Here is a 22,297-nt window from a genome sequence, read left to right as displayed (position 1 = left end):
GATAGATGAAAAGGGGAGTTTGCAATGGCATTTTTCCAAAAACTAACCGGCCAAGAACAAGTGAACCGCGATTTGTTGCTTTTGCTTTGCATCGGTGGGGTTTACGCGCTCGGTGTTTCCCTGTCGAACACGTTTGTCAACATTTATTTATGGAAACAGACCGGCGATTTCCGCGACTTGGCGCTATACAATTTGGCGATTGTCACGATGCAGCCGCTGACGTTTATTTTCGCCGGCCGGATGGCAAAACAAATTGACCGCATTCTCGTTTTGCGGCTTGGAGTGTCGTGTTTAGCCGTTTTTTTTGTCACGGTTTTGCTGGTCGGCTCTCGCGCCCATCAATATTTGCTTTTTCTCGGTGCGCTGCTCGGCGTCGGCTATGGTTTTTATTGGCTGGCATTTAACGTGTTGACATTTGAAATTACCGAACCGGAGACGCGCGACTTTTTTAACGGTTTTTTCGGGGTGTTGACCTCATCAGCCGGCATGATCGGGCCGATTGTCGCCGGTTATATCATCTCATCGCTCCATGGAGCGAAAGGGTATACGTTCGTTTTCTCGCTGTCGCTCGGCTTGTTTCTTGTCGCTGTGCTGCTCAGCTTTTTCTTGAAGCGCCGCGCGGCCGCGGGAAACTATTTGTTCGTCCGCATTTTAAAGGAGCGGAATGAAAACCGGAACTGGCGGCTCATTACGAATGCCCACTTTTTTCAAGGATTGCGCGAAGGCACGTTTGTGTTTATCATTTCCGTGCTTGTGTACGTCACTTCTGGAAGTGAATGGGCGCTCGGCAAATTCGGGCTTGTCAACTCGTTTACATCGTTTGTCGCCTATTATGCCGTCTCCCGGCTGATCAAGCGTGAATATCGGATGAAAGCGATTTTGTTGGGAGGAGCGCTGCTATATGGGGCGATTTTTTTGATCGTTTTCCATCCGACCTATCCGCGCCTCATTCTTTATGCCATCACGATCGCCATTGCGTATCCATTGCTGCTTGTTCCGTATTCCTCCTTGACGTTTGACGTCATCGGAAAGAGCTGGAAATCGGCCGAGGCGCGCGTCGAATACATTGTTGTCCGGGAATTGTTTTTAAACGCCGGACGGGTGGCATCGATTTTAGCCTTTTTGACGGCTATGGCGCTCTTTGGTGAAGAGGCTGGCATTCGGGTGCTTATGTTTGTGTGCGGGGCCGGGCATTTGGTGATTTATTGGTTTGTCCGCCGCATTCGCTTCACCGATGGCCGTCCGGAGCGCGATCAGCGCGAGAGGCTTTTGCTTCGGCCGAAGCTGGCCGGCGAACGAGGCCGTTCGCCGGTGTGAGGGGCCAAGTTTTTCCCTAGCCATGACCGACTTTTTCTTTTACAATAGGGGGAGGAGAAGGAGGACCGGGGGATGAAACGGAAAAAGCGAGCACAAGTGCCGATTCGGTTAAACATTTTGTTTTTCTTTGTTTTTTTGTTGTTTTCAGCACTGATTTTACGCCTTGGCGTCGTACAAATCGTCTACGGTGAAGATTATCGGCGCGAAGTGGAGCGAACGCAGGATGAAATCGTCAGCACGCCGGTGCCGCGCGGCAAAATTTACGATCGATTCGGCCGCGTGATCGTCGACAACACACCGCAAAAGGCGATTACGTACACGCGCTCCAAAACGACACAGCCGGAAGAAATATTGGACGTAGCAAGGAAACTTGCCCAATACATCGACATTCCCGATGCTGAGAAAAAAGTAACTGAGCGCGATATGAAAGATTATTGGATTTTAACGCATCCGAAAGAAGCGAAACGGAAGGTGAGCGAACAAGAACGGAAAAAGCTCGCTGATCAAGGATTGACGCAAAAAGAGATCGACAAAAAAGTGTACGAGTGGACGCTCGATCGCATCACCAAGCAAGATTTGGCGCAAATTTCGAAAGCAGAGCTTGAAGTGATCGCCATTAAACATGAGATGGAGAGCGGCTACGCCTTGACGCCACAGACGGTCAAAAGCAAAGGAGTGACCGACCGCGAATATGCGGTCGTCAGCGAGCATTTGAGCGAGCTGCCCGGCGTCAATACGACGGTGGATTGGGACCGGAAATACGTCTATGACAACACATTCCGCTCTGTGCTCGGCAGTGTGACTGAAGAAGACGAAGGCGTCCCGCGCGAACGGCTCGATTACTTTTTAGCCCGCGACTACAGCCGCAATGACCGCGTCGGCAAAAGCTATTTGGAGATGCAGTATGAAGAAGTGCTGCACGGCAAAAAGGCAAAAGTGAAAAACGTTGTTGACAAATCGGGCAATGTCATCTCGGTTGAGCAAGTGTATCCAGGCGAGCGCGGCAAAGACCTCGTGTTAACCATTGATGCCGAGCTCCAGCAAAAGGTTGAGCAAATCATTCAACAAGAGATTCTGGCGACGAAGCGCAAAGGCCGATCGCCGCTCTTGGACCGGGCGTTTGTCGTCATGATGAACCCGAAGACGGGCGAAGTGTTGGCGATGGCCGGCAAGCTTCTTCAAGACGGCAAATTTGTCGACTTTGCCATCGGCAACATCACGTCCGCCTATGCGATGGGATCGGCGGTGAAAGGGGCGACCGTTCTCACCGGCTTTCAAACCGGGGTGCTTCATCCGAATACGTATATAAAGGACGAGCCGCTGTATATTAAAGGAACCCCGGTGAAAAAATCATGGAAGACGATGGGGACGATCAACGAACTGACAGCGCTCAAGCAGTCGTCGAACGTCTATATGTTCAAAACAGCGATCGCCATCGGGGGCGGTGTGTACCGTCCGCACGCGCCGCTTCGCATCAATCCAGAGGCATTTGCGACGATTCGCCACTATTTCAGCCAATTTGGCCTTGGCGTGAAAACGGGCATCGATTTGCCGAACGAACTTAGCGGCTTCCAAGGACAAAGCACGCGCGGCGGATTTTTGCTCGACTTAGCCATCGGCCAGTACGATATGTATACGCCGATGCAGCTGGCGCAATACGTCTCGACGATCGCCAACGGCGGCTATCGGATGAAGCCGCAGCTTGTCAAAGAAATTCGTGAGCCGTCGGCTGACGGAAAAAAACTTGGCCGGATCATGAAACGGTTCGAACCGGTTGTGCTAAACCGGATTGATATGAAGACGGAATACATCAAGCGGGTGCAAGAAGGATTCCGCCGTGTGATGCAAGAGCCGGGCGGAACGGCGTATTCGTACTTTGCGAGTGCTTCGTACAAGCCGGCCGGCAAAACGGGGACGGCAGAGGCGTTTTACGATGGACCGATCCAAAGCCGACGGAATGATCCAACGTACAACTTGACGCTTGTTGGCTATGCGCCGTACAACGATCCAGAAGTGTCGTTCGCCGTTGTCGTCCCGTGGGCGACGCAAGGGGAGAGCGACGGGATTAATGACCGGATCGGCCGCCGCATTTTGGACGCCTATTTTGAATTGAAAGCGAAGCGGGCGGCCGGAGGCGGGAGCAGCTTCGATGCGCAAGGCGGTGCGGAGGCCGCCGATGCGCGCTGACATGAAAGGCGCCTAGCCAGGCGCCTCTTTTTTTGCGCTTGCAAAAAAATGGATCTTCACTAAAAGTTGTACTTGATTTTTTCTGAACATACCCTATTTACGCTTGTGAGGGAAAATCAGCACGTTTTGCATATCTTTGTGCAGGAAACCGTATTGCTTGTCAAGTACATGTTGTGGTGAAGAGCCAAAAAATGATGTTCGTTTACAAAAACTTTACATACCGTCCACACAGCGTTAACGATCGTTTTGTATGCTTATGATAGGAAAAACTCGATCTTCCGCTGCCAGTGAGGGCGGAAGGAAATGAAAGGAGTCACGCCGATGAGTACGATGGCGGTGGTGGAGCGCCGAAAAGAGGACATTCCTTCGGCCCAGTTGGTGAAAAAAGAGGTTGTTTACGAAACGAATGGACTGAACGTATGGTATGGCGAGCATCATGCGTTAAAACATATTCACCTGTCTTTTTATGAACGCGAGATTACAGCGATTATCGGCCCGTCAGGATGCGGCAAGTCAACCTATATCAAAACGCTCAATCGAATGATCGAGCTCATTCCAAACGTCCGGCTCGAAGGGGAGATTTTGTATCGCGGCCGCCGCATTTTTGACACGTCATACCCTGTTGAACAGCTGCGGACGCAAGTGGGCATGGTGTTTCAAAAGCCCAACCCGTTTCCAAAGTCGATTTATGACAACGTCGCCTATGGGCCGCGCATTCATGGGATCCGCGACCGGCGGCGGCTCGATGAGATCGTCGAAAAAAGCTTGCGCCAAGCGGCGCTCTGGGAGGAAGTCAAAGATCGGCTTCATGAAAATGCCCTCGGTTTATCGGGCGGCCAACAGCAGCGGCTGTGCATCGCCCGCTGTTTGGCCGTCGAGCCGGATGTCATTTTAATGGATGAACCGACATCAGCGCTCGATCCCATTTCGACAGCGAAGGTCGAGGAGTTGATGGGCGAGCTGAAAACAAAATACAGCATCATCATTGTCACGCATAATATGCAGCAGGCGGCTCGCATTTCCGATCGGACAGCGTTTTTCTTAAACGGAGAAGTGATTGAGTACGGAGAGACAAAAACGTTGTTTTCTCGTCCAGCTGATCAGCGGACGGCGGATTATATCGCCGGGCGGTTCGGATGATAAAAGCGGCCGGAGGGCGTCAGGCATGACGGACAAAAAGTTCGTTTCAAAAAAGATGTGTTTCTTTCAAAAAAACGCTGTTTGATGCGCAGACACAGCCTTAAGAAAAGGTGTCCCGGTCCTTTGGGAGGGACACCTTCTTTCGTTATGGTTCGGCAATCAAACGGCCGATCGCTGCGTAGTCCATATCGCTCCGCACGTTGTAGACGCCGGGGCGGATGGAGCGCGTCAGCCCATGTTGTTCCAAGTAGTCGTTGAAGGCGCGGGCGCTTTGAATGATGCCAGCCTCTTCAAGTTCGCGGGCAAAGGTCTCTGGCGTATCTCCTTTTTGAATAACGAGTCGATAGACGTAAACGGTTTGCCCTGATGGTTCGGACATCTGCTTGGACGCCGCTTTCGGAGCGGCGTTCGGCTGAGCGCTGCGGAGCCTGTCGTATTCCTCTTTCGCCACGGCGACAAGCCCATGCTGTTTGAGGAACGTCTTGATTTCCGCTTCCGTCGGTGCAGCCGGGGGTGAAGCGTAATACGAGGCGCCGATCAGTGCTGTCGATACAAGCAACCCGAGGGAAAACGAACGCATGGATCGCTTGTTCATCGGCGCAACCTCCTTACCGCCCGCTCGACTTCCGCAACGGTCAGCCCCGTCTCACGGGCGATGTCTTCGAGCGGGAATCCTTGTTTATGCAAAAACAAGATGCGCCGATCGGCCGGCGACAATGATCCGCCAAGCCGCGGCGAAGCGGACCGTTGCCGCTCCGGAATGAGGAGCTCCTCCTCGATGACTTGCAGCCGCTTTTTGATCTGGTACGTTTCTTGCGCCAGGGAAACGGTCAAATGATCGATTTGTTCTTCGAGCGGTTTCAGTTCATCTTTCGCAAAAAAGGAAAGAACAAGGAGAATAATGGCTAGAGCTGCCAAAGCGATGATTGCGTATTCCACCACATGCATCCCTCCCCTTTTCACTATACCATACCATTCTCTGCTTGTGGCGCTCTTATTGAACAAAGATGAAATTTAGAGGTGGAAATCGCCGAAGAAAAATGGTATCATAGAAAGGTCTGATTATATATAAAGTATAAAGCTCGTTTGGAGGGAAAAAAGATGCGCGTGAACATTACATTGGCATGCACAGAATGCGGCGAACGCAACTATATTACATCGAAAAATAAACGCAACAACCCAGAGCGTTTGGAATTGAAAAAATATTGCCCGCGCGATCGCAAAGTCACGTTGCACCGCGAAACGAAGTAAGCAGTGGGAAGATGATTCCTGCTGCTTTTTATCTTTATGGGAGGAAGGGGAAGATGATGGACGGCAAACAGGAATGGCGCCAGCGCATGTTGAATCAGCTTCGGCAGCTTAAAGCGGCAGAAAAAGAGATGTACGATCGGCAAATCGCCGCTCATTTATATCGGTGGCCATTATGGCAAACGGCGCGGACGATCGCCATGACGGTGTCGAGAGAGACGGAAGTCAACACCTTGCCGATCATTGAACAGGCGTGGCGGGAAGGAAAAACGATCGGCGTCCCGAAATGCGATCCAAGGGCGAAAACGATGTCCTTTCGGCGGCTTGAGTCGTTTTCCCAGCTCGAAAAAGCGTACGCCGGATTGTTTGAGCCGATTGAAAAACAAACAACGCCGATCGACCGCGATGAGTTTGATCTCATCATTGTCCCGGGGGTCTGTTTTGCCAAAACCGGCTACCGGATCGGCTATGGCGGCGGGTATTACGATCGATATTTGCCGGGAGCTTCGGCGGTGACGGCAGCGCTGGCTTACTCCTTTCAAGTGATGGACGACATTCCGGCCGAGGAGCATGATGTGCCGGTGAAATTCATTATTACTGATCAAGGAGTTCTTCACTGTGAGCGATGAATGGTGGTATATCGCGGTCTCTGCCCTCGCCGCCGGCGGCGGGTGGTTGTTGCGCTTGTTGTCCATATCAGGAGCGGCGGCAACCGTTGTCATCGGCGCAGCGGTTGGATGCGGCTTTTCATGGGGCGGAATATGGGTGTTAGGCTGCTTTTTTGTCAGCTCCAGCTTCTTTAGCCACATCGGAAGGCAACGCAAGGCAAAACTGTCTGAAAAATTGGCGAAAGGCGGGCGGCGCGATGCCATCCAAGTGCTGGCCAATGGCGGGGTGCCGGCCGTGTTGGCGCTATTGGCCGCTGTCCGTCCCGACCCGATTTGGGATGATCTGTTTGTTGTCGCCGTCGCTGCAGCGAACGCTGATACGTGGGCATCTGAAATCGGTTCTTTAAGCCCGTGGCCGCCTCGGGTTTGGCCGAGCTTTCGGCCGGTGGAAGCCGGCACCTCAGGGGCTGTGACGCTCCTTGGCACGGCTGCTTCGTTTGCCGGCGCACTGTTTATTGCGGCTGTTGGCGTGTTTTTTCTCGACGTCCGACCCGTTTTTACTCTTGCCTTTTTCGGTTGGCTCGGCAGCTGGTTCGATACGTGGCTTGGCGCGGCTTGGCAAGCGGCTTACCGCTGTCCGGCATGCGGGGCGACGACTGAGCGGAAATGGCATTGCGGGCAGGCGACCATTCATATGAAAGGCTGGCGGTGGCTTGACAATGATGCGGTGAACGTTCTTTCGGTCATCTTTGCGGTGCTGGCCGCCTTCGTGCTGGCGCGTTAGACGCGCCCCGCTTCATATTTGGAGAGAAAAAGGGAAAAAGAATAACGAGCATGTCATATGATGAAGGAGGAACAACGATGAATAAATGGTCGTACCCGCTGCTTGTCGTTGCCGCTGGATGTCTTGCTTACCGCTATCGCTACCGAATGGCCGCCTTCGCATTGCGCGTTCCGTCGTTGCGAAAGCAACTTGTCCGATTTGCGCTCCACATTCCTCCTGTGCGCAACGCTCTTGTTTCGCAAATGTTGCGTCCATGATGCAATAGCGGTGAATCATTTTTGAAGAAGTCGGTTATGAAAAAACCGGCCGCCGCGGCCGGCGCCCGCCGGCCCATTCGCTCCGGTTTGCCGGACGGTCGATGAGTTGGCTTTGTTGCTGTTTGTCGGACTTGGCCTCGCCAGGGAAAGGGAGAGGAGAACGTGATGGGAACGATGGATGTACTGTTTTGGCAGCTTGTTCAGCGTTTGTCTCGCGGCGGCTACCGCATCGTACGGATGTCTGAGCAGGCCGATGAAGTATGGCTGGAATCAAACCATTGGCGTCGCCCAACACTCATCCGCCTCGTGCGCGCTGATTTTGATTGGAGCCGATCGTTGCGCCTTGATATGGAATATACATGGCAATTCGTTCAGCAAATGAGGGGATGGAATTTCAGCAAAGCGGGCCGGGTCATCAATGTTTATGTGATGGTGTATCCGCCGGTTGACGATTGGGAATTTCTTGTCGCCGAGCCGTTGCCGCTCTCTGGAGTGTCCGATGGCGTGCTTCATACGCTCCTCCTTCACAGCGGCAATATGGGGGACGTGCTGCCGCGGCTTGCGGAGATGACGGGTGTTGCGCTCCGTTTTGAGCCGCCTGTGGAAACGTCCGATCCGTTTGCTGCCGCCGAGCGCTTAAAGCGCGAGGTGGTCCGCGAATGGCGGCGCCGCCGTGAGGAGGAACGGCGCATTTTTGAGTATGGCAAGCCGATGTTCACCCGGCTGTTCATCGTCGTGCAGGTTGCGATGTTTTTGGTTCTCGAATGGAGCGGCGGGAGCACGAATCCGGATGTGTTGATCCACTACGGCGCCAAATTCAATCCGCTCATTGAGGCGGGAGAATGGTGGCGGCTGTTGACGCCAATGTTTTTGCATATTGGTTTTTTGCATCTGCTGACCAACACGCTCGCCTTGTATTATTTAGGGATCACGGTTGAGCGGCTGTACGGCTCGCTTCGCTTTTTGTTCATTTACGTAACGGCTGGATTTTTCGGAGCGCTGGCGAGTTTTTTGTTTACACCGTCATTATCGGCCGGGGCGTCGGGAGCCATTTTCGGGCTGTTCGGGGCTCTTCTTTACTTCGGCACTGTCTACCGGCATTTATTTTTTCGAACGATGGGGATGAACGTCATCAGTTTAATCATCGTCAACCTGTTGTTTGGCCTGCTTGTTCCCGGCATCGACAACGCCGGCCATATCGGCGGACTGGTTGGCGGTTTTTTGGCGGCTGGCGTCGTTCATTTGCCAAAACACACCGCTTTAGGGCGGCAGGCGGGAGCGTTGGCGGTGGCGGCGTTGCTTGTCGCCGCTGGCTTATGGATCGGATTTCGGTAAACGCCCCCACTTCGCTTTGTTTGAAGTGGGAGGCCTCTTTTCGAAATGTGTTAAAGAAGTTGCACGAGCATCACTTTTTCCCCGGTTTTCGCTTCAATGAGAACGAAGAGCCTACTGTAATCTTTGCGAATGAGAATGAGCGGCATCGTGCTGCCGATTGGCGAGAGGATGGATCCATCCTCTTTTTTTATGCCAAGGATGTACGACTTGTACAATCCTTCCCAAAGACGGCCGATGACGGTTTGCGTTTTTGCCGTTGACAACCCCGGCAACGGTTGTTCCGTGTAGGCGACGAGCTCCGGCAAATAAAGGGCGTAATAATCTTTCTTTGACAAAGAAAAGTGGGTGAGCAGCTCGTCCGCTTTATGACGAAGAAATTCATTCGTGGCTTTGTTCAAGACGCGCTGCCATTCGCGCTCGTCATCTGTTCTTGGCCGCCGGAACGATGCGCGCGGATGGTACGGTGAGTCAATGACGTACAAATAGCTGCTTGACATCGTTTGGCTGCTTGTGATGTTCTCTCCTGTATGCAGCTCGCCGTGATGGAACGAGACGGCTTGAAAAAAGCGGCTGTCCCGCATCCGGACCGTCTTTTCCATGTCGATGGCATCCGTGTTCGTTTTCCATTTCGACAGCACATCGGCCAAGCGGCCATCGGCAAACAACAACGAGACGTCCTGACGCAAATAGGCGCGGCGGTTTAAAATGGAGGCGGCTGACCAGCGGAGCGCGTAGCGTCCGGGTTCATTGCCGCCCTCAAGCGCAAGCGATGTTTTCGCTTCGATGAACGCCGCTTCGCGATCAAGCGGGAAAAACTTGATCGTTTCAGCGGTCTGATCGTGCTCCCACAGCGAGGCGAGCGCGGCGGCAAGGAAAAAAGCAAGCGCCATGAAGGGGATCATCCATCGTTTCATGACATCCTCCCGGATTGGACAAGGTTTTCACCAATATATGCATTGCAAGGAACATTTATGTATGAATTTCCTCATGCTTGTCTATGATGGGGAGTATACAGTGCAAACGATGCAGGGGGATGACGATGGAGAAACAGATGCCCAAACGCCTGGCGTCCCGTCGCCTTCATGACAATGCATCCTATTTAGCCGAACGGCTTGGAGTCGGGAAGAGCTTCGATGTCATTCGCCTTGACGTCGAATATGGCGGCCGGGCGATGGCGTTGTTTATGATTGACGGATTTGTCAAAGACGATATTTTGCATTATTTGATGAGATATTTGTCCCGGCTTGAGGAACACGAACTGGACGTTCACCCGCTTGAGAAGCTCCTGAAAAAATATCTTCCGTACGTCGAGATCGGACAGACAGACGACTTGGAAGAAGCGGTCGCGATGGTGCTTGCTGGGCCGACGGCATTAGTCGTTGACGGCGTTGAGCGGATCATTTTGATTGACGCCCGCACGTATCCGGTGCGCGGGCCGCAAGAGCCGGATACGGAACGGGTCGTACGCGGGGCGCGCGACGGTTTTGTCGAGACGATCGTCTTTAACACCGCGCTCATCCGCCGCCGCGTCCGCGACCCTTCCTTGCGCATGGAGTACGTGCAGGTGGCGCGGCGCTCGAAGACCGATATTTGCATTTGCTATATCGAGGAAATAGCCGACCCAGAACTCGTTCGCCGCGTTCGGGAATCGATTACCGCCATTGACACAGACGGGCTGGTTATGGCTGAGAAAACGGTGGAAGAGTTTATTTCCGGACGGCATTGGAATCCGTACCCGGTTGTCCGCTATACGGAACGCCCTGATACGGCAGCGGCCCATTTGTATGAAGGCCATGTGCTTGTGATCGTCGATGGATCGCCAAGTGTCATTATTACCCCGGCAACGTTTTGGCATCATTTGCAGCACGCTGAAGAGTACCGGAATAAGCCGATCGTCGGGGCGTATTTGCGGCTCGTCCGCTTTCTGGCCGTTTGGGCGTCGGTGTTTTTGCTGCCGCTTTGGTATTTGCTCATGATCGAGCCGGAACTGTTGCCGGATCCACTCCAGTTTTTGGGAAAGGCCAAATTGGGAGACATTCCGCTGTTTGCACAAATTTTGATGATTGAAATCGGGATGGATATGCTGCGAATGGCCGCCATTCATACACCGTCTTCGCTGGCGACCGCGCTCGGCCTCGTCGCCGCGCTTATGATCGGCGGCATCGCGGTGGAAGTTGGACTCTTTTCCAATGAAGTGATTTTGTATTTTTCCGTTACGGCCATCGGTACGTTTGCGACGCCCAGCTATGAAATGAGCTTGGCGAACCGGCTCGTCCGCATTGCCTTGCTCATTTTGTCGGGCCTGTTCGGCCTGTACGGTTATGTCATCGGCATCACCGTTTGGATTCTTGCCTTGGCGCGGATGACGTCATTTGGCGTTCCGTACTTATGGCCGTTCATCCCGTTCTCCTACCGAGCGATGCGCGACGTGCTCATCCGGTCGCCGATGCCGCTCAAAAACCGGCGGCCGGCGATTCTTCACCCGCGCGACCCTGACCGCTGACGCAGGTGCTGATTTTTAGCGCCTGCGTTTTTTGTCTTGACGGCCGCGGCCGTTTGCCGCTACATTAAAAGAGGAAAAAAGGAGCATGAATGATGATGAAGACGGTATACGATGTTCAGCAGCTGTTGAAACGGTTTGGCACGATCATTTACGTGGGCGACCGGCTCGCTGATCTGGAGCTGATGGAAGAGGAAGTGAAAGAGCTGTACCAGTCCCAGCTGATCGATGCGAAACAGCTGCAAGCCGCTTTGTTTATTTTGCGGCAGGAAGCGCAAATGGAGCGGGAAAAACGGATGAAAAAAGGATGAGGATGCAATGGAACCATGGTTGGTAGGCATTGACCTCGGGGGCACGACAATCAAAATGGCGTTTGTCACCACCGAGGGTGACATCGTGCACAAATGGGAAATTCCGACGAACACCGCCAATCGCGGTGAGCATATCGTCGCTGACATTGCCCGATCGCTTGAAAAGACGCTCGCCCAGCTCGGCGGAGCGAAAGAGAGGCTGCTTGCCGCCGGCATCGGCGCCCCCGGACCGGTCGAAGAGGAAACCGGCATGTTGTATGAGACGGTCAATATAGGGTGGACGAATTATCCATTGAAGCAACGGCTGGAAGAGGCGACGGGGCTGCCCGTTTCGGTCGATAATGACGCCAATCTCGCCGCGCTTGGCGAAATGTGGAAAGGAGCAGGGGGAGGAGCGCGCCATTTGTTGTTTGTGACGCTTGGCACCGGCGTTGGCGGCGGTGTGATTGCCAACGGAGCCATTGTGCGCGGCATAAACGGCGCCGGCGGAGAGATCGGACATATGACGATGATCCCTGATGGCGGCGCCCGTTGCAACTGCGGCAAAACCGGATGTTTGGAAACGATTGCGTCCGCCACCGGCATCGTGCGGATCGCCAAGGAGAAATTGACCGCAGATGAGCGACCGAGTGAGCTTCGCAACGGGGATGTGACGGCCAAAGCGGTGTTTGACGCCGCCAAAGCGGGCGATGCGCTGGCATTGGAAGTGGTCGATGAAGCAACGTACTATCTTGGTTGGGCGTTGGCGAATGCCGCCAATGTGACGAACCCGGAGAAAATCGTGATCGGCGGCGGCGTGTCCAAGGCGGGTGACATGCTTGTCGAGCGCGTGGCCGCCCATTTCCGCCGCTTCGCGTTCCCGCGCGTCGCCGCTGGGGCGAAGCTTGTTTTAGCGACGCTTGGCAACGATGCCGGCGTCATCGGCGCCGCCTGGCTGGCGAAAGAGCTTGTCGGCGCGTAAACAACGGAAGGTGTCCCAAAAAGGTTGGGGCGCCTTTTCTTATTGTTGGATGATATGAGATTGGAACGAACTTTAAAGAAGGAGATGTTTGCGAACATTCGTGCACTGCCGCCTGCCAGGCGCTCATTTTTTGCCGTCTGCCGACATATGTTAAGGTAAAGAAATGGGAAGGGGAGACGGCGCATGCACCTTCAAGCATGGCCCGGCGATACGTTTGAAACATATGGACGATGGTTTTCGGTGCCGACTGAACTGATCATCGATTCGAATCCGCATGTGGAAGAGGGATTGCGCCCTGGGCAGACCGTTGCCATCCCGGGATACGCGCCGATCGATACGTGGGAAGCGCTCGCTGACCGCCTATCGCTGCCGACGGAGGTGCTGCGGCGGCTGCCGGGGGCGATGGCGGTCATCAACGGAACAGCGCCGCTGCCGAAGCGGATTTCGTCCCCGGTCGTCCGCAGCGTCCGTCCGTACGATTTTGCCGCTTTGATGGAGGATATCACCGCCCTCGTCTGTCGCTATCCGTTTGTGCGCCAGCGGACGATCGGCCATAGCGTTCTCGGCTTGCCGCTCGTTGAACTGCAAATCGGCCGCGGGCCGGTGCGCGTGCATATGAACGGATCATTCCACGCGAATGAGTGGATCACGACGGCCGTAATCATGGCGCTCATCGACGAGTACGCGAGGGCGTTGGTTAACGATGACGAGCTTGCTGGCCATCGGGTGCTTGATTATTACCGTAAAGTGACTCTTTCCGTTGTGCCGATGGTCAATCCCGACGGCGTCAACCTTGTGCTGAACGGCCCGCCGGAAGAAGAGCCGCATCGGAGCGAAGTCGTCTGCATCAACGGTGGATCGCTCGACTTTTCGCAATGGAAAGCGAACATCCGCGGCGTTGATTTAAACAATCAATTCCCAGCTAACTGGGAAATAGAACAGACCCGCAAACCGCCGAAAGCGCCGGCACCGCGTGATTTTCCAGGATTCGCCCCGCTTACGGAGCCGGAGGCGAAAGCGATGGCGGCGCTCGCCGAGTCGGGCGATTTTGCGATGGTCGTCGCGTTTCATACACAAGGCAAGGAAATTTATTGGGGATATGAAGGGTTCGAGCCGCCGGAGGCGAAGGCAACGGTTCAGGCGATGGCTGAAGCAAGCGGCTACCAGGCTGTTCGCTACATTGACAGCCATGCCGGCTACCGCGATTGGTTCATTCAAACGTGGAGACGGCGCGGTTACACGGTGGAGCTCGGCGAGGGTGTCAATCCATTGCCGCTCTCGCAGTTTGCGCGAATATACCGCGACAGCCTCGGCCTGTTTTTAGCAGCGCTCAAAATGGCATAAAAAAACGCAAGAGGCATGATTCGCCTCTTGCGTTTTCAGTGCGTGCCGGTTGGAATGCCATGATGTAAAATGGTCATGATGGTAAACCAGCCGAATACGGCGGTAGTGGCAAGTCCAAACAAAAATCCGAGCACGTTTTTCTCGCGCAATGTACGGAGCATTCCATAAAGGGCAAGCAACGTCACAAGTGCAAAAATAATGACCGTACCCATCGTTTTACCCCCTCATGAAACAGTATGTACAAACGTGTCCATTCTTTTTCATTGTAATCTTTTTTCCTCCATTTGTCGAGGTCCCTTTCTCTTTTCTCTTCCATCGCTTGAAAAAAAGCAGTAAAATAAAGTTAAATATTGGACATGTCAAGGAAAGGAGGAGATGGCCATGGAATGGACGCGCATCCCTGTCGGCCCGATTCAGGCCAACGCTTACTTGTTGTCGTCTGCAGATCGACAATGCCTGATCGTTGACCCCGGCGCGGAAGGCGCGGCGCTCGTCCGCCGGATCGAGGAAAAAGGGCTGACCCCGTTGGCGATTTTGCTGACGCATGCGCATTTTGACCATATTGGCGGCATCCCGGACGTGCTTGCCCGCTGGGACATTCCAGTGTATGTGCACGAAAAGGAAAAACAATGGCTGCAAGATCCGGCATTGAATGGCTCGCTTTATTTCGGCGGTCCGGTCGCTGTCCGCTGCGAACCGACATGCCTGAAAGGGCCGACGGTGCTGAACATTGGTCCGTTTGCGTTGGATGTCCGCGAAACGCCGGGTCATTCCCCGGGCAGCGTCTCGTATTATTGCAAACAAGCCAATATTGTGTTTTCCGGCGATGCGCTGTTTGCCGGCAGCATCGGACGCACGGATTTGCCAGGCGGCAACCATCAGCAGCTGTTGAAAAGCATTCATGACGAACTGCTTACGCTGCCGGAGGAAACGATCGTTCTTTCAGGCCATGGGCCAGAGACGACGATCGCCGCGGAGATGGATACAAATCCGTTTTTGCATGGGTTTTCGTAAGAAAAAAAGCCGTCTACGTCGGCTTCACACAAGCAATTCCCTCGGGCAAACGCAGGCGGCTCCTTTGGGCAAGGAAAAGCGCAACGGAAGGCCTCCTGGCGCCGGAACACACAAAAAAACCCTTCTTAGCCGCGCCAAGAAGGGTTTTTGGGGGATGTTCTATCCACAATAATGGGAGGGGATATAGTTAAGCTGCTACTATAACAATATATGATTATTTTCACTATGTCAACAGTAAAAAAGTGAACGACTCCCACTTCACTTTGCTTGAGGCGGGAGCTTCTTTCGGAATGATGATGAAGACGGGGTAGAGAAATGGTGATGGGTCGATTGTATGAACAGATTGCCGCAGCGCCGGGTGGGCGGGTGTCGTACGCCGATTACATGCAGATGGTTCTTTACGACGAACGATTCGGCTACTATATGCGAGAGCGGGCGAAAATCGGCAAGGAAGGCGATTTTTTTACGAACAGCTCATTCGCGCCGGTGTTTGGCAAAGCGCTTGCTTCGCTTTGGGTTCGGATGGTGGAACAGAGCGGCCTGCCGCCCGCTGTTTGCGAGTGGGGGGGCGGAGACGGAAGATTGGCGCTTTCGGTATTGGAAGAATGGAAGAAAAAAAGTCCACATACATACGACCGCTTGTCGTATACGATCATCGACCAAAGCCCGTTCCACCGCCGGCGCCAGCGCGAAACGCTTCAACCCGCAGCCGAGAAGGTGGAGCAATATGACGATGTCTCTCGCTGGCTGGCCGAGCGTGGGCCGTTTTCCGGCATTGTGTTTAGCAACGAATTTTTTGATGCGTTTCCCGTTCACGTCATTGTAAAGGAAGGCGGCGTTTTGCACGAATGTTTTGTCGCCGCCCGCGATGGCCGGCTCGTTGAAGAAAAGGCGCCGCTTTGCCGTCCCGCTATTGTCCGCTATTTACATGAGCGCGGATTGGATCTTGCTGAAGGGCAAAGGCTTGAGGTGCCTCTCGCGATGAAGGCGTTTTGGCTCGAGGTTGGGCCGCTGTTTCATCAGGCGGTGATGGTGACGGTCGACTATGGCTATACGGACGAACAGTTGCGCGCCCCGGCACGGCGGCATGGAAGCTTGCGCGGATATTTCCGCCATCAGCTTGTTGCCGACCCGCTTCGCCATCCGGGGGAGATGGACTTGACGAGCCATGTACAATGGGATGCGCTTCGCTTGTACGCCCGTCAGGCTGGGTGGGAGGAAGTGGCGTTCGTTCGCCAAGATCGGTTTTTGCTCGCGGCCGGCCTTTTGCATGAATGGAACGTTTCAGAAGGCGGCGATTTCTTTTCGCCGGCAAGCCGCCAAAATCGAATGATCCGCGCGCTGATCGCCGACGATGGCGTCAGCCGCTTTTTTGACGTGCTTATTTTGCAGAAAGGAATGAGTCTCCCCGCGCGACACTTTTGGCCAGCGCCCGAGTTTTTGCCGGCCGATTAACGGCTTCCTTCGCCTATCTGCAATGGAGAAAAGGGGTTCCGGTCAAAGCGGCAAAAAAACAGGCAGGAGGTTCTGCCTGTTTTTTATTCACCCATGCCGGGCACCATCATAAAAGTCGTCCAATACGTAAATGCCGCGAAGAAAATCGTCAAATATGCCCCGAAAATGTAAATGTACATTCTCTCGGTCAGCTTTAAAAAGCCGAGGAACAGGAAAAATACGGTTTGGCCAAAGAAGATGAGCGACGTCGTATGCATATGGCCAAGGTAAAACATGACAGCAAAAATGCCGGTCCAAAAGGCGAGCACGCGGAACATGCGGTCCATTATGTATCCCTCCTTTGTTTGTGCAAACCATTGGTCCTTACTTATTATAATGTACAATGATTGGGAATGTAAATAACGCTTTCGGACAAGTGGTAAGAAATGATGCCAATGCCGGCCGTTGCTTGCTTCAGACAAAAAAGAAGGAAGGAGGGACGCTGTCACGGACGGATGATGGTGCGGTAGGCGCAGCGGTGGCTGCCTTCCATCATATTTTCCGTTTCCGTTACTTCAGCACCGGCAAACAGCGTCTCGACCATTCCCTCCAAAAAAGCGTGGTGCATGCCGCAGACGGTATCAGGTGCTTGCGCGGCGATTTCTTTGAACGGGCAGTTGAAAATATCGAGGTATAGCACTCCTTTTTCTTCATCATAGTGCAATTGCGGCAAAAATCCAGCCGCTTCGGCCGCCTCTTCCATTATGGCGATTTTGTCCGCCATGGTGAGCGCGCTCGCTGTGCCGTTATGCGGCAAACGGCTGGCGATGAGCTCACGGCCGAACCGCTTTCCTGTTTCACGCAACGCCTCGCTTCCAATGGGACCGAGTTTGGCCATCGTTTGAATGGCGATGCGGGCGAGGAGTTGATAATCGCGGAACGGAAAATACAGCCCGATCACTTCGTCGGACAGGCGGTACAGCCGGCTCGGCCGCCCGCCTTTTCCCGTTTTTTGCGTATCCGATACGACCATGCGAACGTCTTCAAGCTTCGTTAAATGCAAGCGGGCAACGTTTGGATGGATATGAAATTTTTCTGCGATTTCTTGAACAGAAACTTCGCGATGCACTTTTGCCATATATTCATAAATATGAAATCTTGTCGGGTCAGACAATACGCTTGTGATTTTCAGCGTTTGTTCCATTGGTTTCCCTCCTAAATGAATCATTGATATGGTTATTATAATGAAATCGTCCAAAGCGAGGAATGATTTTTGTCACTATTGGCAGTGAGTGGACTGACATTCAAAAAAATTTCACAAAAAAGCTGCGCCAAAAGCAGGATAACGACTCATGCTCGTCGAAATACAAAGCAGTCTGTCGAAAGGAGGGAATATGTGCTGAACGAGATCGAACAAACGGCAAACCGCCTTCTCGCCGAAGCGGTGCAGCGCCGCGCCTCGGATCTTCACCTCGTTCCGCGCCGCCGCGATGCCGCTGTTCGTCTTCGGCTTGATGGCATGCTTGTCGACGTTGGCGTGCTTTCGAAGGAAACGGCGGAACGTCTCATCGCCCACTTTAAATTTTTAGCCGGCATGGACATCGGGGAACGACGCCGTCCGCAAAGCGGCGCCATGGAAGTGGCTGAGTTTGGGGAAACGGTGTATTTGCGTTTATCGACATTGCCGACGCTCTACGATGAAAGCCTCGTCATTCGGCTTCTGCCGCAGCGCCTCTCGCTGCCGCTTCGCGAACTATCTTTATTCTTCCGCTCCACCGCACGATTATTTTCCTTCATGCAGCATCCGCAAGGGCTTGTGCTGTTGACCGGCCCGACGGGGTCGGGAAAAACGACGACCCTCTACACCCTTCTTGATCTTTGCCAAGCTGAAAGGCAACGCAACATCATCACGCTTGAAGATCCGATCGAAAAACAGAACGAACGATTGTTGCAAGTGCAAATCAATGAAAAAGCAGGCATCACATACGCCGCCGGGTTAAAAGCGGCGCTGCGCCATGACCCGGATGTGTTGATGGTCGGCGAGATCCGCGATCATGATACGGCGGCCATTGCCATCCGTTCAGCGTTGAGCGGCCATTTGGTCGTCTCGACGATGCACGCCGCCGATGCAGTCGGCGCCGTCTACCGGCTGCATGAATTCGGCATTCCGCTCGGCGATTTGGCCGAGACGCTGCTTGCCGTCTCTGCCCAGCGGCTTGTCGAGCTTTGCTGCCCGCTGTGCGGCGACGATTGCCATCCATCGTGCGGCCGTCTTGGACGACGCCGGCGCACGGCTGTTTATGAGTTGCTTTGCGGTTCAGCGCTGGAGGACGTGATTCGTTCCCTCTCCAATGGGAGAGGGAAGCCAAAGCGCTCTTATATGACGCTGGCGCGCTTGATCCGCAAGGGGATTGCGCTCGGCTACCTGCCCGTTCGCATGCTTGAGCTCGTCGGAGGGGGAGAAAGATGAAACGCAAAATGTGGCCGCTCGCTGAACAGGCGTTGTTTTTCACTCGGCTCGGCCGGTTGCTCGAGCGCGGTTACCCCCTTGGGCAAGCGCTTGAGTTTTTGGCCATTCAGGCTCCCACACACCGCCGGATGGAAGTGGAACGCTGTCTGCAGCAGCTGCGCGCCGGGCTGCCGCTGTTTGCGGCTGTCGAAGCGCTGTCGGTCGACCGCATGGCGGTTAACCTTCTCTTTTTTGCCGAACGGCATGGCGATTTACCGCGCGGCATGGCAGAGACAGGGGAAGCGCTGGCGCAAAAAGCGCGCTTCTACGAGCAGCTTCACCGCTTCAGCCGCTATCCGCTGTTCCTTCTTTCTTTGCTCATCATCATGCTCGTCTTGATGGAATGGTGGCTGCTGCCGCAGTTTGAACGGGCGGCGGCGGCGTTTTCTCCACAACGCGGGCACACCGCTTGGCTGCTTGCGGTGGTCGCCCATGCCCCTATGGCGATGGCGGCCATCGCCGTCTTGGCGGTGTTCTCCGGGCTGTTTTACACCGCTTATTTCCGCCGCTGGCCGGTCTCCCGAAAACTTCAATTCGCCTTGCGAATTCCAGGGCTTGCTTCGTTTCTGAGACTGTTCCTCACCTGCCTGACTGCCCGACAGCTCGGGCGCTTGCTGCAGGCCGGGTTGTCGGTTTATGATGCGCTCGGCGTGTTCAGCGAGCCGTCGTCCTGGCCATTTTTGCAAATGGAAGGCCGGCGCCTTCGCCACGGGTTGATGAAAGGGATGGCGCTTGACAGATTAATCGGCGCCGCCCGCTATTACGAACAAGAGCTGGCGCTTGTCATCCGCCACGGCCAGTCGAACGGCGAGCTTGGCAAAGAACTTGAACATTACAGCGAGTTTTTGCTGCAGGTGATGGAACAACGAATCGAGTCGGTCTTAAAATGCATGCAGCCGCTTTTGTTGGCGGTGGTTGGCTCGTTTGTCGTCGGCATGTATTTGGCGATTTTGTTGCCGATGTTTTCTATGTTGAATGAACTGTAAATAACTTCCGTTTAACAAGGATGGGACGGCTCTGTAGGAACAAGATGCTCAATCTTGATATGTTGGCTCCTTGAGAGAGGGACGCGCCCCTCCTCCCAAGGCCCAATCAATGAACAGACTCGATGGTCAAGGAACGGATCGAACTGAACCGGCCATTCGCTAAGCGCTCTTTCTGAAATTTCGTATGCGAGGAGGAGTGACAATGAATCAAAAGGGATTCACATTGATCGAAATGTTGATCGTTATGATGGTGATTTCTGTCCTGCTGCTGATTGCCATTCCGAATATGACAAAGCACAACAGCATGATCAATTCGAAAGGATGCGAGGCGTTTTTGAACACCGTGCAAGCGCAGGTGAAAGCGTATGAGATGGAGCATAACAAAATTCCGACGGTGCAGGAATTGCTCGCTGGCCGCTATATCAAGTCGGACAAATGTCCGAACGGTCATGCCATCCAAATCAGCGCGAACGGCGATGTGAGTGAAAGTGGCTCGTAACGGCGGGTTTACGCTGCTTGAGATGCTGATCGTTTTCTCGGTGGTGCTGGTGCTTGCCGCGCTGGCTGTTCCGACGCTTGGCGGCGCTGTGCGCCATCAAGAGGAGATGTATATGCTGGCTGTGCTGCGCGCGGATTTGTATGGCGCGCAGCAGCATGCCATCGCCCGGCGGGTGAATGTAGCGGTTTTTTTTACAGACGGCGGCGCTGGGTACAAGGCGATTGATGCAACGAGCGGCCGGCAGATTGTCGCTCGTTCGCTCCCTTCTCCGTGGCGGTTTCGGCTCGGCACGCTGCGCAATCCGCTCATCTTTACTGACAACGGCAACATTGAACGGGCTGGAACTATTTGGATAGGGGGTGGCCAAATAACTTATAAAGTCACCTTTTTGCTGGGGAAAGGGCGATTTTATGTGCAAAAAATGTAGCGGCGGATTTTTGCTTGTTGAAGCATTGTTCGCTTTGGCGCTGCTATGGACGACAGCGGCCGTTCTTCTTCCACTGTTGATGCAAATGGCGCATGAGCGCAACAGCCTCATTCTCGAGGAGAAAGCGCGCCGGCTGTTGGCCATCGCGTTGTATGAGGAGCCGTTTGCCGGAGAAACCATGATCGCCGACGGGCGTACAGTATTTCGGCTGCAAGCGAGCGATGAAGGGGGACGAATGTGGAAAGTATGCGTGCGTTGGAACGATTACGTCGGCCGCGAGATGGAGCGGTGCGGGTATGGCAAGCGGTAGCGGCAAAAGAAAACGGGTTTACGATGATCGAAGCGCTGTTGGCGCTGGCGGCTGCGATGGCGGTGGCGGCGGTCGTTCCGGCGTTGTTGTCCGTCCGCTTGCTGGCTCCGGAGCCGACGGACGCGTTTTCCCGATTGGAATGGCGGCTGTTTTTGCAACAGCTGCAAATCGAGCTGAATGAAACGAGGCAGTGGTCGACTGGGGGCCATGTCCTCTATTTGCAAAAATGGAGCGGTGAGACGGTCAGTTTTTCTGTTGTTGCGTCAAGAGCCCAACTGATCCGCCAGGTGGACGGCGCTGGCAATGAAACGGCGCTCCGTCATGTGCGCGCTGTTTCGTACCGCGCCGGCACCCGCGGGATATTTTTGCAAGTGACGGCTGATGACGGCACCGTTTGCGAGGCGTTTGTGGCGCGGGCGTTTTAGCGGGCGGCTTGTACGGTGAGACCCCCTTGACCGCCGCTTCCCCCTTTTAGACTGGAAAAACGAGGGAAGGGGAAATGGGTCGACAAGATGGTGTCATTTTTCCGATTGTGGCTGTCGTTTCTTTGTTGCTTGTCTTTTCTGTCACGCATGTCTTGCTCCTCTATGAAGCGGAACGACAGGCGGCTTATGCGGCCCGGCAGGCAGCCGAGGCGGACGAGCTTGTGCAGATGGCCGTGTTTGACGTAAAAGAACGCATCGCATCAGCCGATCCGTCGACCGCGGGAGAGGCTGGGGAATGGACCTATCCGCGCGGAAGGGCCGTCTACCGGTGGGTGCGGGAAGATGCAGCGCACGTTCGGGTTTCTTTGTCCATCCGTTCAGCCTCTGGGCTGAGGCGCGCTGTCATGTTTACTGTCACGCTTCCGGCGCTTCATATTGTCGAATGGAGCGAGCAAAACGGTTAAAAGAGGAAAGAAGCGGAAAAACTAAAAGAAAAAAGGGGGGATTTGATGGCGGTCAACGATTATGTCAAGTTTGTCACCCAACAATTTGTCGCCTACATGGACTTGCCGAAAGAGGAGCGGAGGCAGCGGCGTCAGGTGCGGAAACAAGAGCAGCTTCCGCTTTCATACCGCTTGTTTGGCATGGTGCCGCTTTCGCTTCGCTTGCTGTTTCGGCGCCGCCCGTAGCAGCCGCCCGCT

At 54.2% G+C, this 22,297-nt stretch carries 28 protein-coding genes; 22 read left to right on the top strand and 6 right to left on the bottom strand.

Going from position 1 to position 22,297, the window contains the following annotated elements; translation table 11 throughout:
* Window positions 1-24: 24 nt before the first annotated feature.
* The 3 genes from GT3570_RS11915 to pstB all read left to right on the top strand — a co-directional run bounded on the left by GT3570_RS11915 (window position 25) and on the right by pstB (window position 4,644).
* Window positions 25-1,317 carry an MFS transporter gene (locus GT3570_RS11915; protein WP_062898815.1) on the top strand — a complete coding sequence of 431 codons (1,293 nt, stop codon included), beginning with the start codon at window positions 25-27 and terminating at the stop codon, window positions 1,315-1,317.
* 72 nt (window positions 1,318-1,389) lie between these two features.
* Window positions 1,390-3,504, top strand: a complete 2,115-nt coding sequence (locus GT3570_RS11910) for a peptidoglycan D,D-transpeptidase FtsI family protein (protein WP_062898814.1) — start codon at window positions 1,390-1,392, stop codon at window positions 3,502-3,504.
* Between the two features lie 330 nt (window positions 3,505-3,834).
* Entirely contained in the window at window positions 3,835-4,644 is an 810-nt protein-coding gene (gene pstB / locus GT3570_RS11905; RefSeq protein ID WP_119878022.1) for a phosphate ABC transporter ATP-binding protein PstB, read from the top strand.
* 145 nt (window positions 4,645-4,789) lie between these two features.
* Here the strand turns inward: pstB and GT3570_RS11900 are convergent, their stop codons facing one another.
* Together GT3570_RS11900 and GT3570_RS11895 are read right to left on the bottom strand one after the other, a co-directional pair.
* Window positions 4,790-5,239 (bottom strand): endolytic transglycosylase MltG, encoded by a 450-nt coding sequence (locus GT3570_RS11900; RefSeq protein ID WP_011231933.1) that lies wholly within the window; start codon window positions 5,237-5,239, stop codon window positions 4,790-4,792.
* A complete protein-coding gene (locus GT3570_RS11895) occupies window positions 5,236-5,586 on the bottom strand; it encodes a sigma factor-like helix-turn-helix DNA-binding protein (RefSeq protein WP_012820534.1) in 351 nt (116 codons plus the stop codon). Before GT3570_RS11895 ends, GT3570_RS11900 begins: the two co-directional genes overlap by 4 nt.
* 159 nt (window positions 5,587-5,745) lie before the next feature.
* Between GT3570_RS11895 and rpmG the strand changes: the two genes are divergently transcribed.
* From rpmG to GT3570_RS11870, 5 genes are all read left to right on the top strand, one after another.
* Window positions 5,746-5,895 (top strand): 50S ribosomal protein L33, encoded by a 150-nt coding sequence (gene rpmG, locus GT3570_RS11890; RefSeq protein WP_011231931.1) that lies wholly within the window; start codon window positions 5,746-5,748, stop codon window positions 5,893-5,895.
* Between the two features lie 53 nt (window positions 5,896-5,948).
* Complete coding sequence (locus tag GT3570_RS11885; RefSeq protein WP_062898813.1) at window positions 5,949-6,521, top strand: 5-formyltetrahydrofolate cyclo-ligase; 573 nt, start codon at window positions 5,949-5,951, stop codon at window positions 6,519-6,521.
* Window positions 6,511-7,284, top strand: coding sequence for a DUF92 domain-containing protein (locus tag GT3570_RS11880; RefSeq protein WP_011231929.1), 774 nt, complete (start codon window positions 6,511-6,513; stop codon window positions 7,282-7,284). Before GT3570_RS11885 ends, GT3570_RS11880 begins: the two co-directional genes overlap by 11 nt.
* 77 nt (window positions 7,285-7,361) lie before the next feature.
* The gene (locus GT3570_RS11875) at window positions 7,362-7,541 is read left to right on the top strand and encodes a hypothetical protein (RefSeq protein WP_011231928.1); all 180 of its coding nucleotides are present in this window, start codon (window positions 7,362-7,364) and stop codon (window positions 7,539-7,541) included.
* A 165-nt stretch (window positions 7,542-7,706) separates the two neighbouring features.
* The gene (locus GT3570_RS11870; RefSeq protein WP_014196348.1) at window positions 7,707-8,876 is read left to right on the top strand and encodes a rhomboid family intramembrane serine protease; all 1,170 of its coding nucleotides are present in this window, start codon (window positions 7,707-7,709) and stop codon (window positions 8,874-8,876) included.
* A gap of 50 nt (window positions 8,877-8,926) precedes the next feature.
* Here GT3570_RS11870 and GT3570_RS11865 read toward each other — a convergent pair whose 3' ends face one another.
* On the bottom strand, window positions 8,927-9,790 hold the full coding sequence (locus GT3570_RS11865; protein ID WP_062898812.1) for a hypothetical protein: 864 nt from the start codon (window positions 9,788-9,790) through the stop codon (window positions 8,927-8,929).
* A gap of 125 nt (window positions 9,791-9,915) precedes the next feature.
* Here GT3570_RS11865 and GT3570_RS11860 point away from each other — a divergent pair, with 125 nt between their 5' ends.
* From GT3570_RS11860 to GT3570_RS11845, 4 genes are all read left to right on the top strand, one after another.
* Window positions 9,916-11,379: a spore germination protein gene (locus GT3570_RS11860; protein WP_021322345.1), complete on the top strand. Its 1,464-nt coding sequence runs from the start codon at window positions 9,916-9,918 to the stop codon at window positions 11,377-11,379.
* A 95-nt stretch (window positions 11,380-11,474) separates the two neighbouring features.
* Window positions 11,475-11,687, top strand: coding sequence for a YqgQ family protein (locus tag GT3570_RS11855; protein WP_011231924.1), 213 nt, complete (start codon window positions 11,475-11,477; stop codon window positions 11,685-11,687).
* A gap of 7 nt (window positions 11,688-11,694) precedes the next feature.
* Window positions 11,695-12,648, top strand: coding sequence for an ROK family glucokinase (locus GT3570_RS11850; protein ID WP_011231923.1), 954 nt, complete (start codon window positions 11,695-11,697; stop codon window positions 12,646-12,648).
* A gap of 183 nt (window positions 12,649-12,831) precedes the next feature.
* Window positions 12,832-13,992 (top strand): M14 family metallopeptidase, encoded by a 1,161-nt coding sequence (locus GT3570_RS11845; RefSeq protein WP_062898811.1) that lies wholly within the window; start codon window positions 12,832-12,834, stop codon window positions 13,990-13,992.
* A 35-nt stretch (window positions 13,993-14,027) separates the two neighbouring features.
* Here GT3570_RS11845 and GT3570_RS18055 read toward each other — a convergent pair whose 3' ends face one another.
* Window positions 14,028-14,204 carry a DUF2759 domain-containing protein gene (locus tag GT3570_RS18055; protein WP_011231921.1) on the bottom strand — a complete coding sequence of 59 codons (177 nt, stop codon included), beginning with the start codon at window positions 14,202-14,204 and terminating at the stop codon, window positions 14,028-14,030.
* Between the two features lie 169 nt (window positions 14,205-14,373).
* Between GT3570_RS18055 and GT3570_RS11840 the strand changes: the two genes are divergently transcribed.
* Window positions 14,374-15,006 carry an MBL fold metallo-hydrolase gene (locus GT3570_RS11840; protein WP_014196343.1) on the top strand — a complete coding sequence of 211 codons (633 nt, stop codon included), beginning with the start codon at window positions 14,374-14,376 and terminating at the stop codon, window positions 15,004-15,006.
* A gap of 321 nt (window positions 15,007-15,327) precedes the next feature.
* On the top strand, window positions 15,328-16,461 hold the full coding sequence (locus tag GT3570_RS11835) for a class I SAM-dependent methyltransferase (protein WP_062899112.1): 1,134 nt from the start codon (window positions 15,328-15,330) through the stop codon (window positions 16,459-16,461).
* 83 nt (window positions 16,462-16,544) lie between these two features.
* Here the strand turns inward: GT3570_RS11835 and GT3570_RS11830 are convergent, their stop codons facing one another.
* Both GT3570_RS11830 and GT3570_RS11825 read right to left on the bottom strand, forming a co-directional pair.
* Window positions 16,545-16,787 carry a DUF2626 family protein gene (locus GT3570_RS11830; protein ID WP_008879854.1) on the bottom strand — a complete coding sequence of 81 codons (243 nt, stop codon included), beginning with the start codon at window positions 16,785-16,787 and terminating at the stop codon, window positions 16,545-16,547.
* Between the two features lie 158 nt (window positions 16,788-16,945).
* The gene (locus tag GT3570_RS11825; protein ID WP_011231918.1) at window positions 16,946-17,644 is read right to left on the bottom strand and encodes a helix-turn-helix transcriptional regulator; all 699 of its coding nucleotides are present in this window, start codon (window positions 17,642-17,644) and stop codon (window positions 16,946-16,948) included.
* Between the two features lie 192 nt (window positions 17,645-17,836).
* Here GT3570_RS11825 and comGA point away from each other — a divergent pair, with 192 nt between their 5' ends.
* From comGA to GT3570_RS11785, 8 genes are all read left to right on the top strand, one after another.
* Entirely contained in the window at window positions 17,837-18,910 is a 1,074-nt protein-coding gene (gene comGA, locus GT3570_RS11820) for a competence type IV pilus ATPase ComGA (protein ID WP_021322348.1), read from the top strand.
* Window positions 18,907-19,935 carry a competence type IV pilus assembly protein ComGB gene (gene comGB, locus GT3570_RS11815; protein WP_047758066.1) on the top strand — a complete coding sequence of 343 codons (1,029 nt, stop codon included), beginning with the start codon at window positions 18,907-18,909 and terminating at the stop codon, window positions 19,933-19,935. Before comGA ends, comGB begins: the two co-directional genes overlap by 4 nt.
* A gap of 202 nt (window positions 19,936-20,137) precedes the next feature.
* The gene (gene comGC, locus GT3570_RS11810; RefSeq protein ID WP_011231915.1) at window positions 20,138-20,434 is read left to right on the top strand and encodes a competence type IV pilus major pilin ComGC; all 297 of its coding nucleotides are present in this window, start codon (window positions 20,138-20,140) and stop codon (window positions 20,432-20,434) included.
* Window positions 20,424-20,861 (top strand): competence type IV pilus minor pilin ComGD, encoded by a 438-nt coding sequence (comGD, locus tag GT3570_RS11805; protein WP_011231914.1) that lies wholly within the window; start codon window positions 20,424-20,426, stop codon window positions 20,859-20,861. The genes comGC and comGD overlap by 11 nt, the downstream gene beginning before the upstream one ends.
* Complete coding sequence (locus GT3570_RS11800; protein ID WP_021322350.1) at window positions 20,845-21,171, top strand: type II secretion system protein; 327 nt, start codon at window positions 20,845-20,847, stop codon at window positions 21,169-21,171. The genes comGD and GT3570_RS11800 overlap by 17 nt, the downstream gene beginning before the upstream one ends.
* Window positions 21,150-21,596: a competence type IV pilus minor pilin ComGF gene (gene comGF, locus GT3570_RS11795; protein ID WP_021322351.1), complete on the top strand. Its 447-nt coding sequence runs from the start codon at window positions 21,150-21,152 to the stop codon at window positions 21,594-21,596. The genes GT3570_RS11800 and comGF overlap by 22 nt, the downstream gene beginning before the upstream one ends.
* A gap of 74 nt (window positions 21,597-21,670) precedes the next feature.
* Window positions 21,671-22,060 carry a competence type IV pilus minor pilin ComGG gene (gene comGG, locus GT3570_RS11790; RefSeq protein ID WP_011231911.1) on the top strand — a complete coding sequence of 130 codons (390 nt, stop codon included), beginning with the start codon at window positions 21,671-21,673 and terminating at the stop codon, window positions 22,058-22,060.
* Window positions 22,061-22,105: 45 nt separating this feature from the next.
* The gene (locus GT3570_RS11785) at window positions 22,106-22,285 is read left to right on the top strand and encodes a YqzE family protein (protein ID WP_011231910.1); all 180 of its coding nucleotides are present in this window, start codon (window positions 22,106-22,108) and stop codon (window positions 22,283-22,285) included.
* The last annotated feature ends 12 nt before the right edge of the window (window positions 22,286-22,297 follow it).

Origin of the sequence: Geobacillus thermoleovorans (assembly GCF_001610955.1) — a bacterium.
GTDB lineage: Bacteria > Bacillota > Bacilli > Bacillales > Anoxybacillaceae > Geobacillus > Geobacillus thermoleovorans.
Note: the sequence above shows the minus strand (reverse complement) of the source record. Positions and strands in the feature narration are given on the sequence as shown.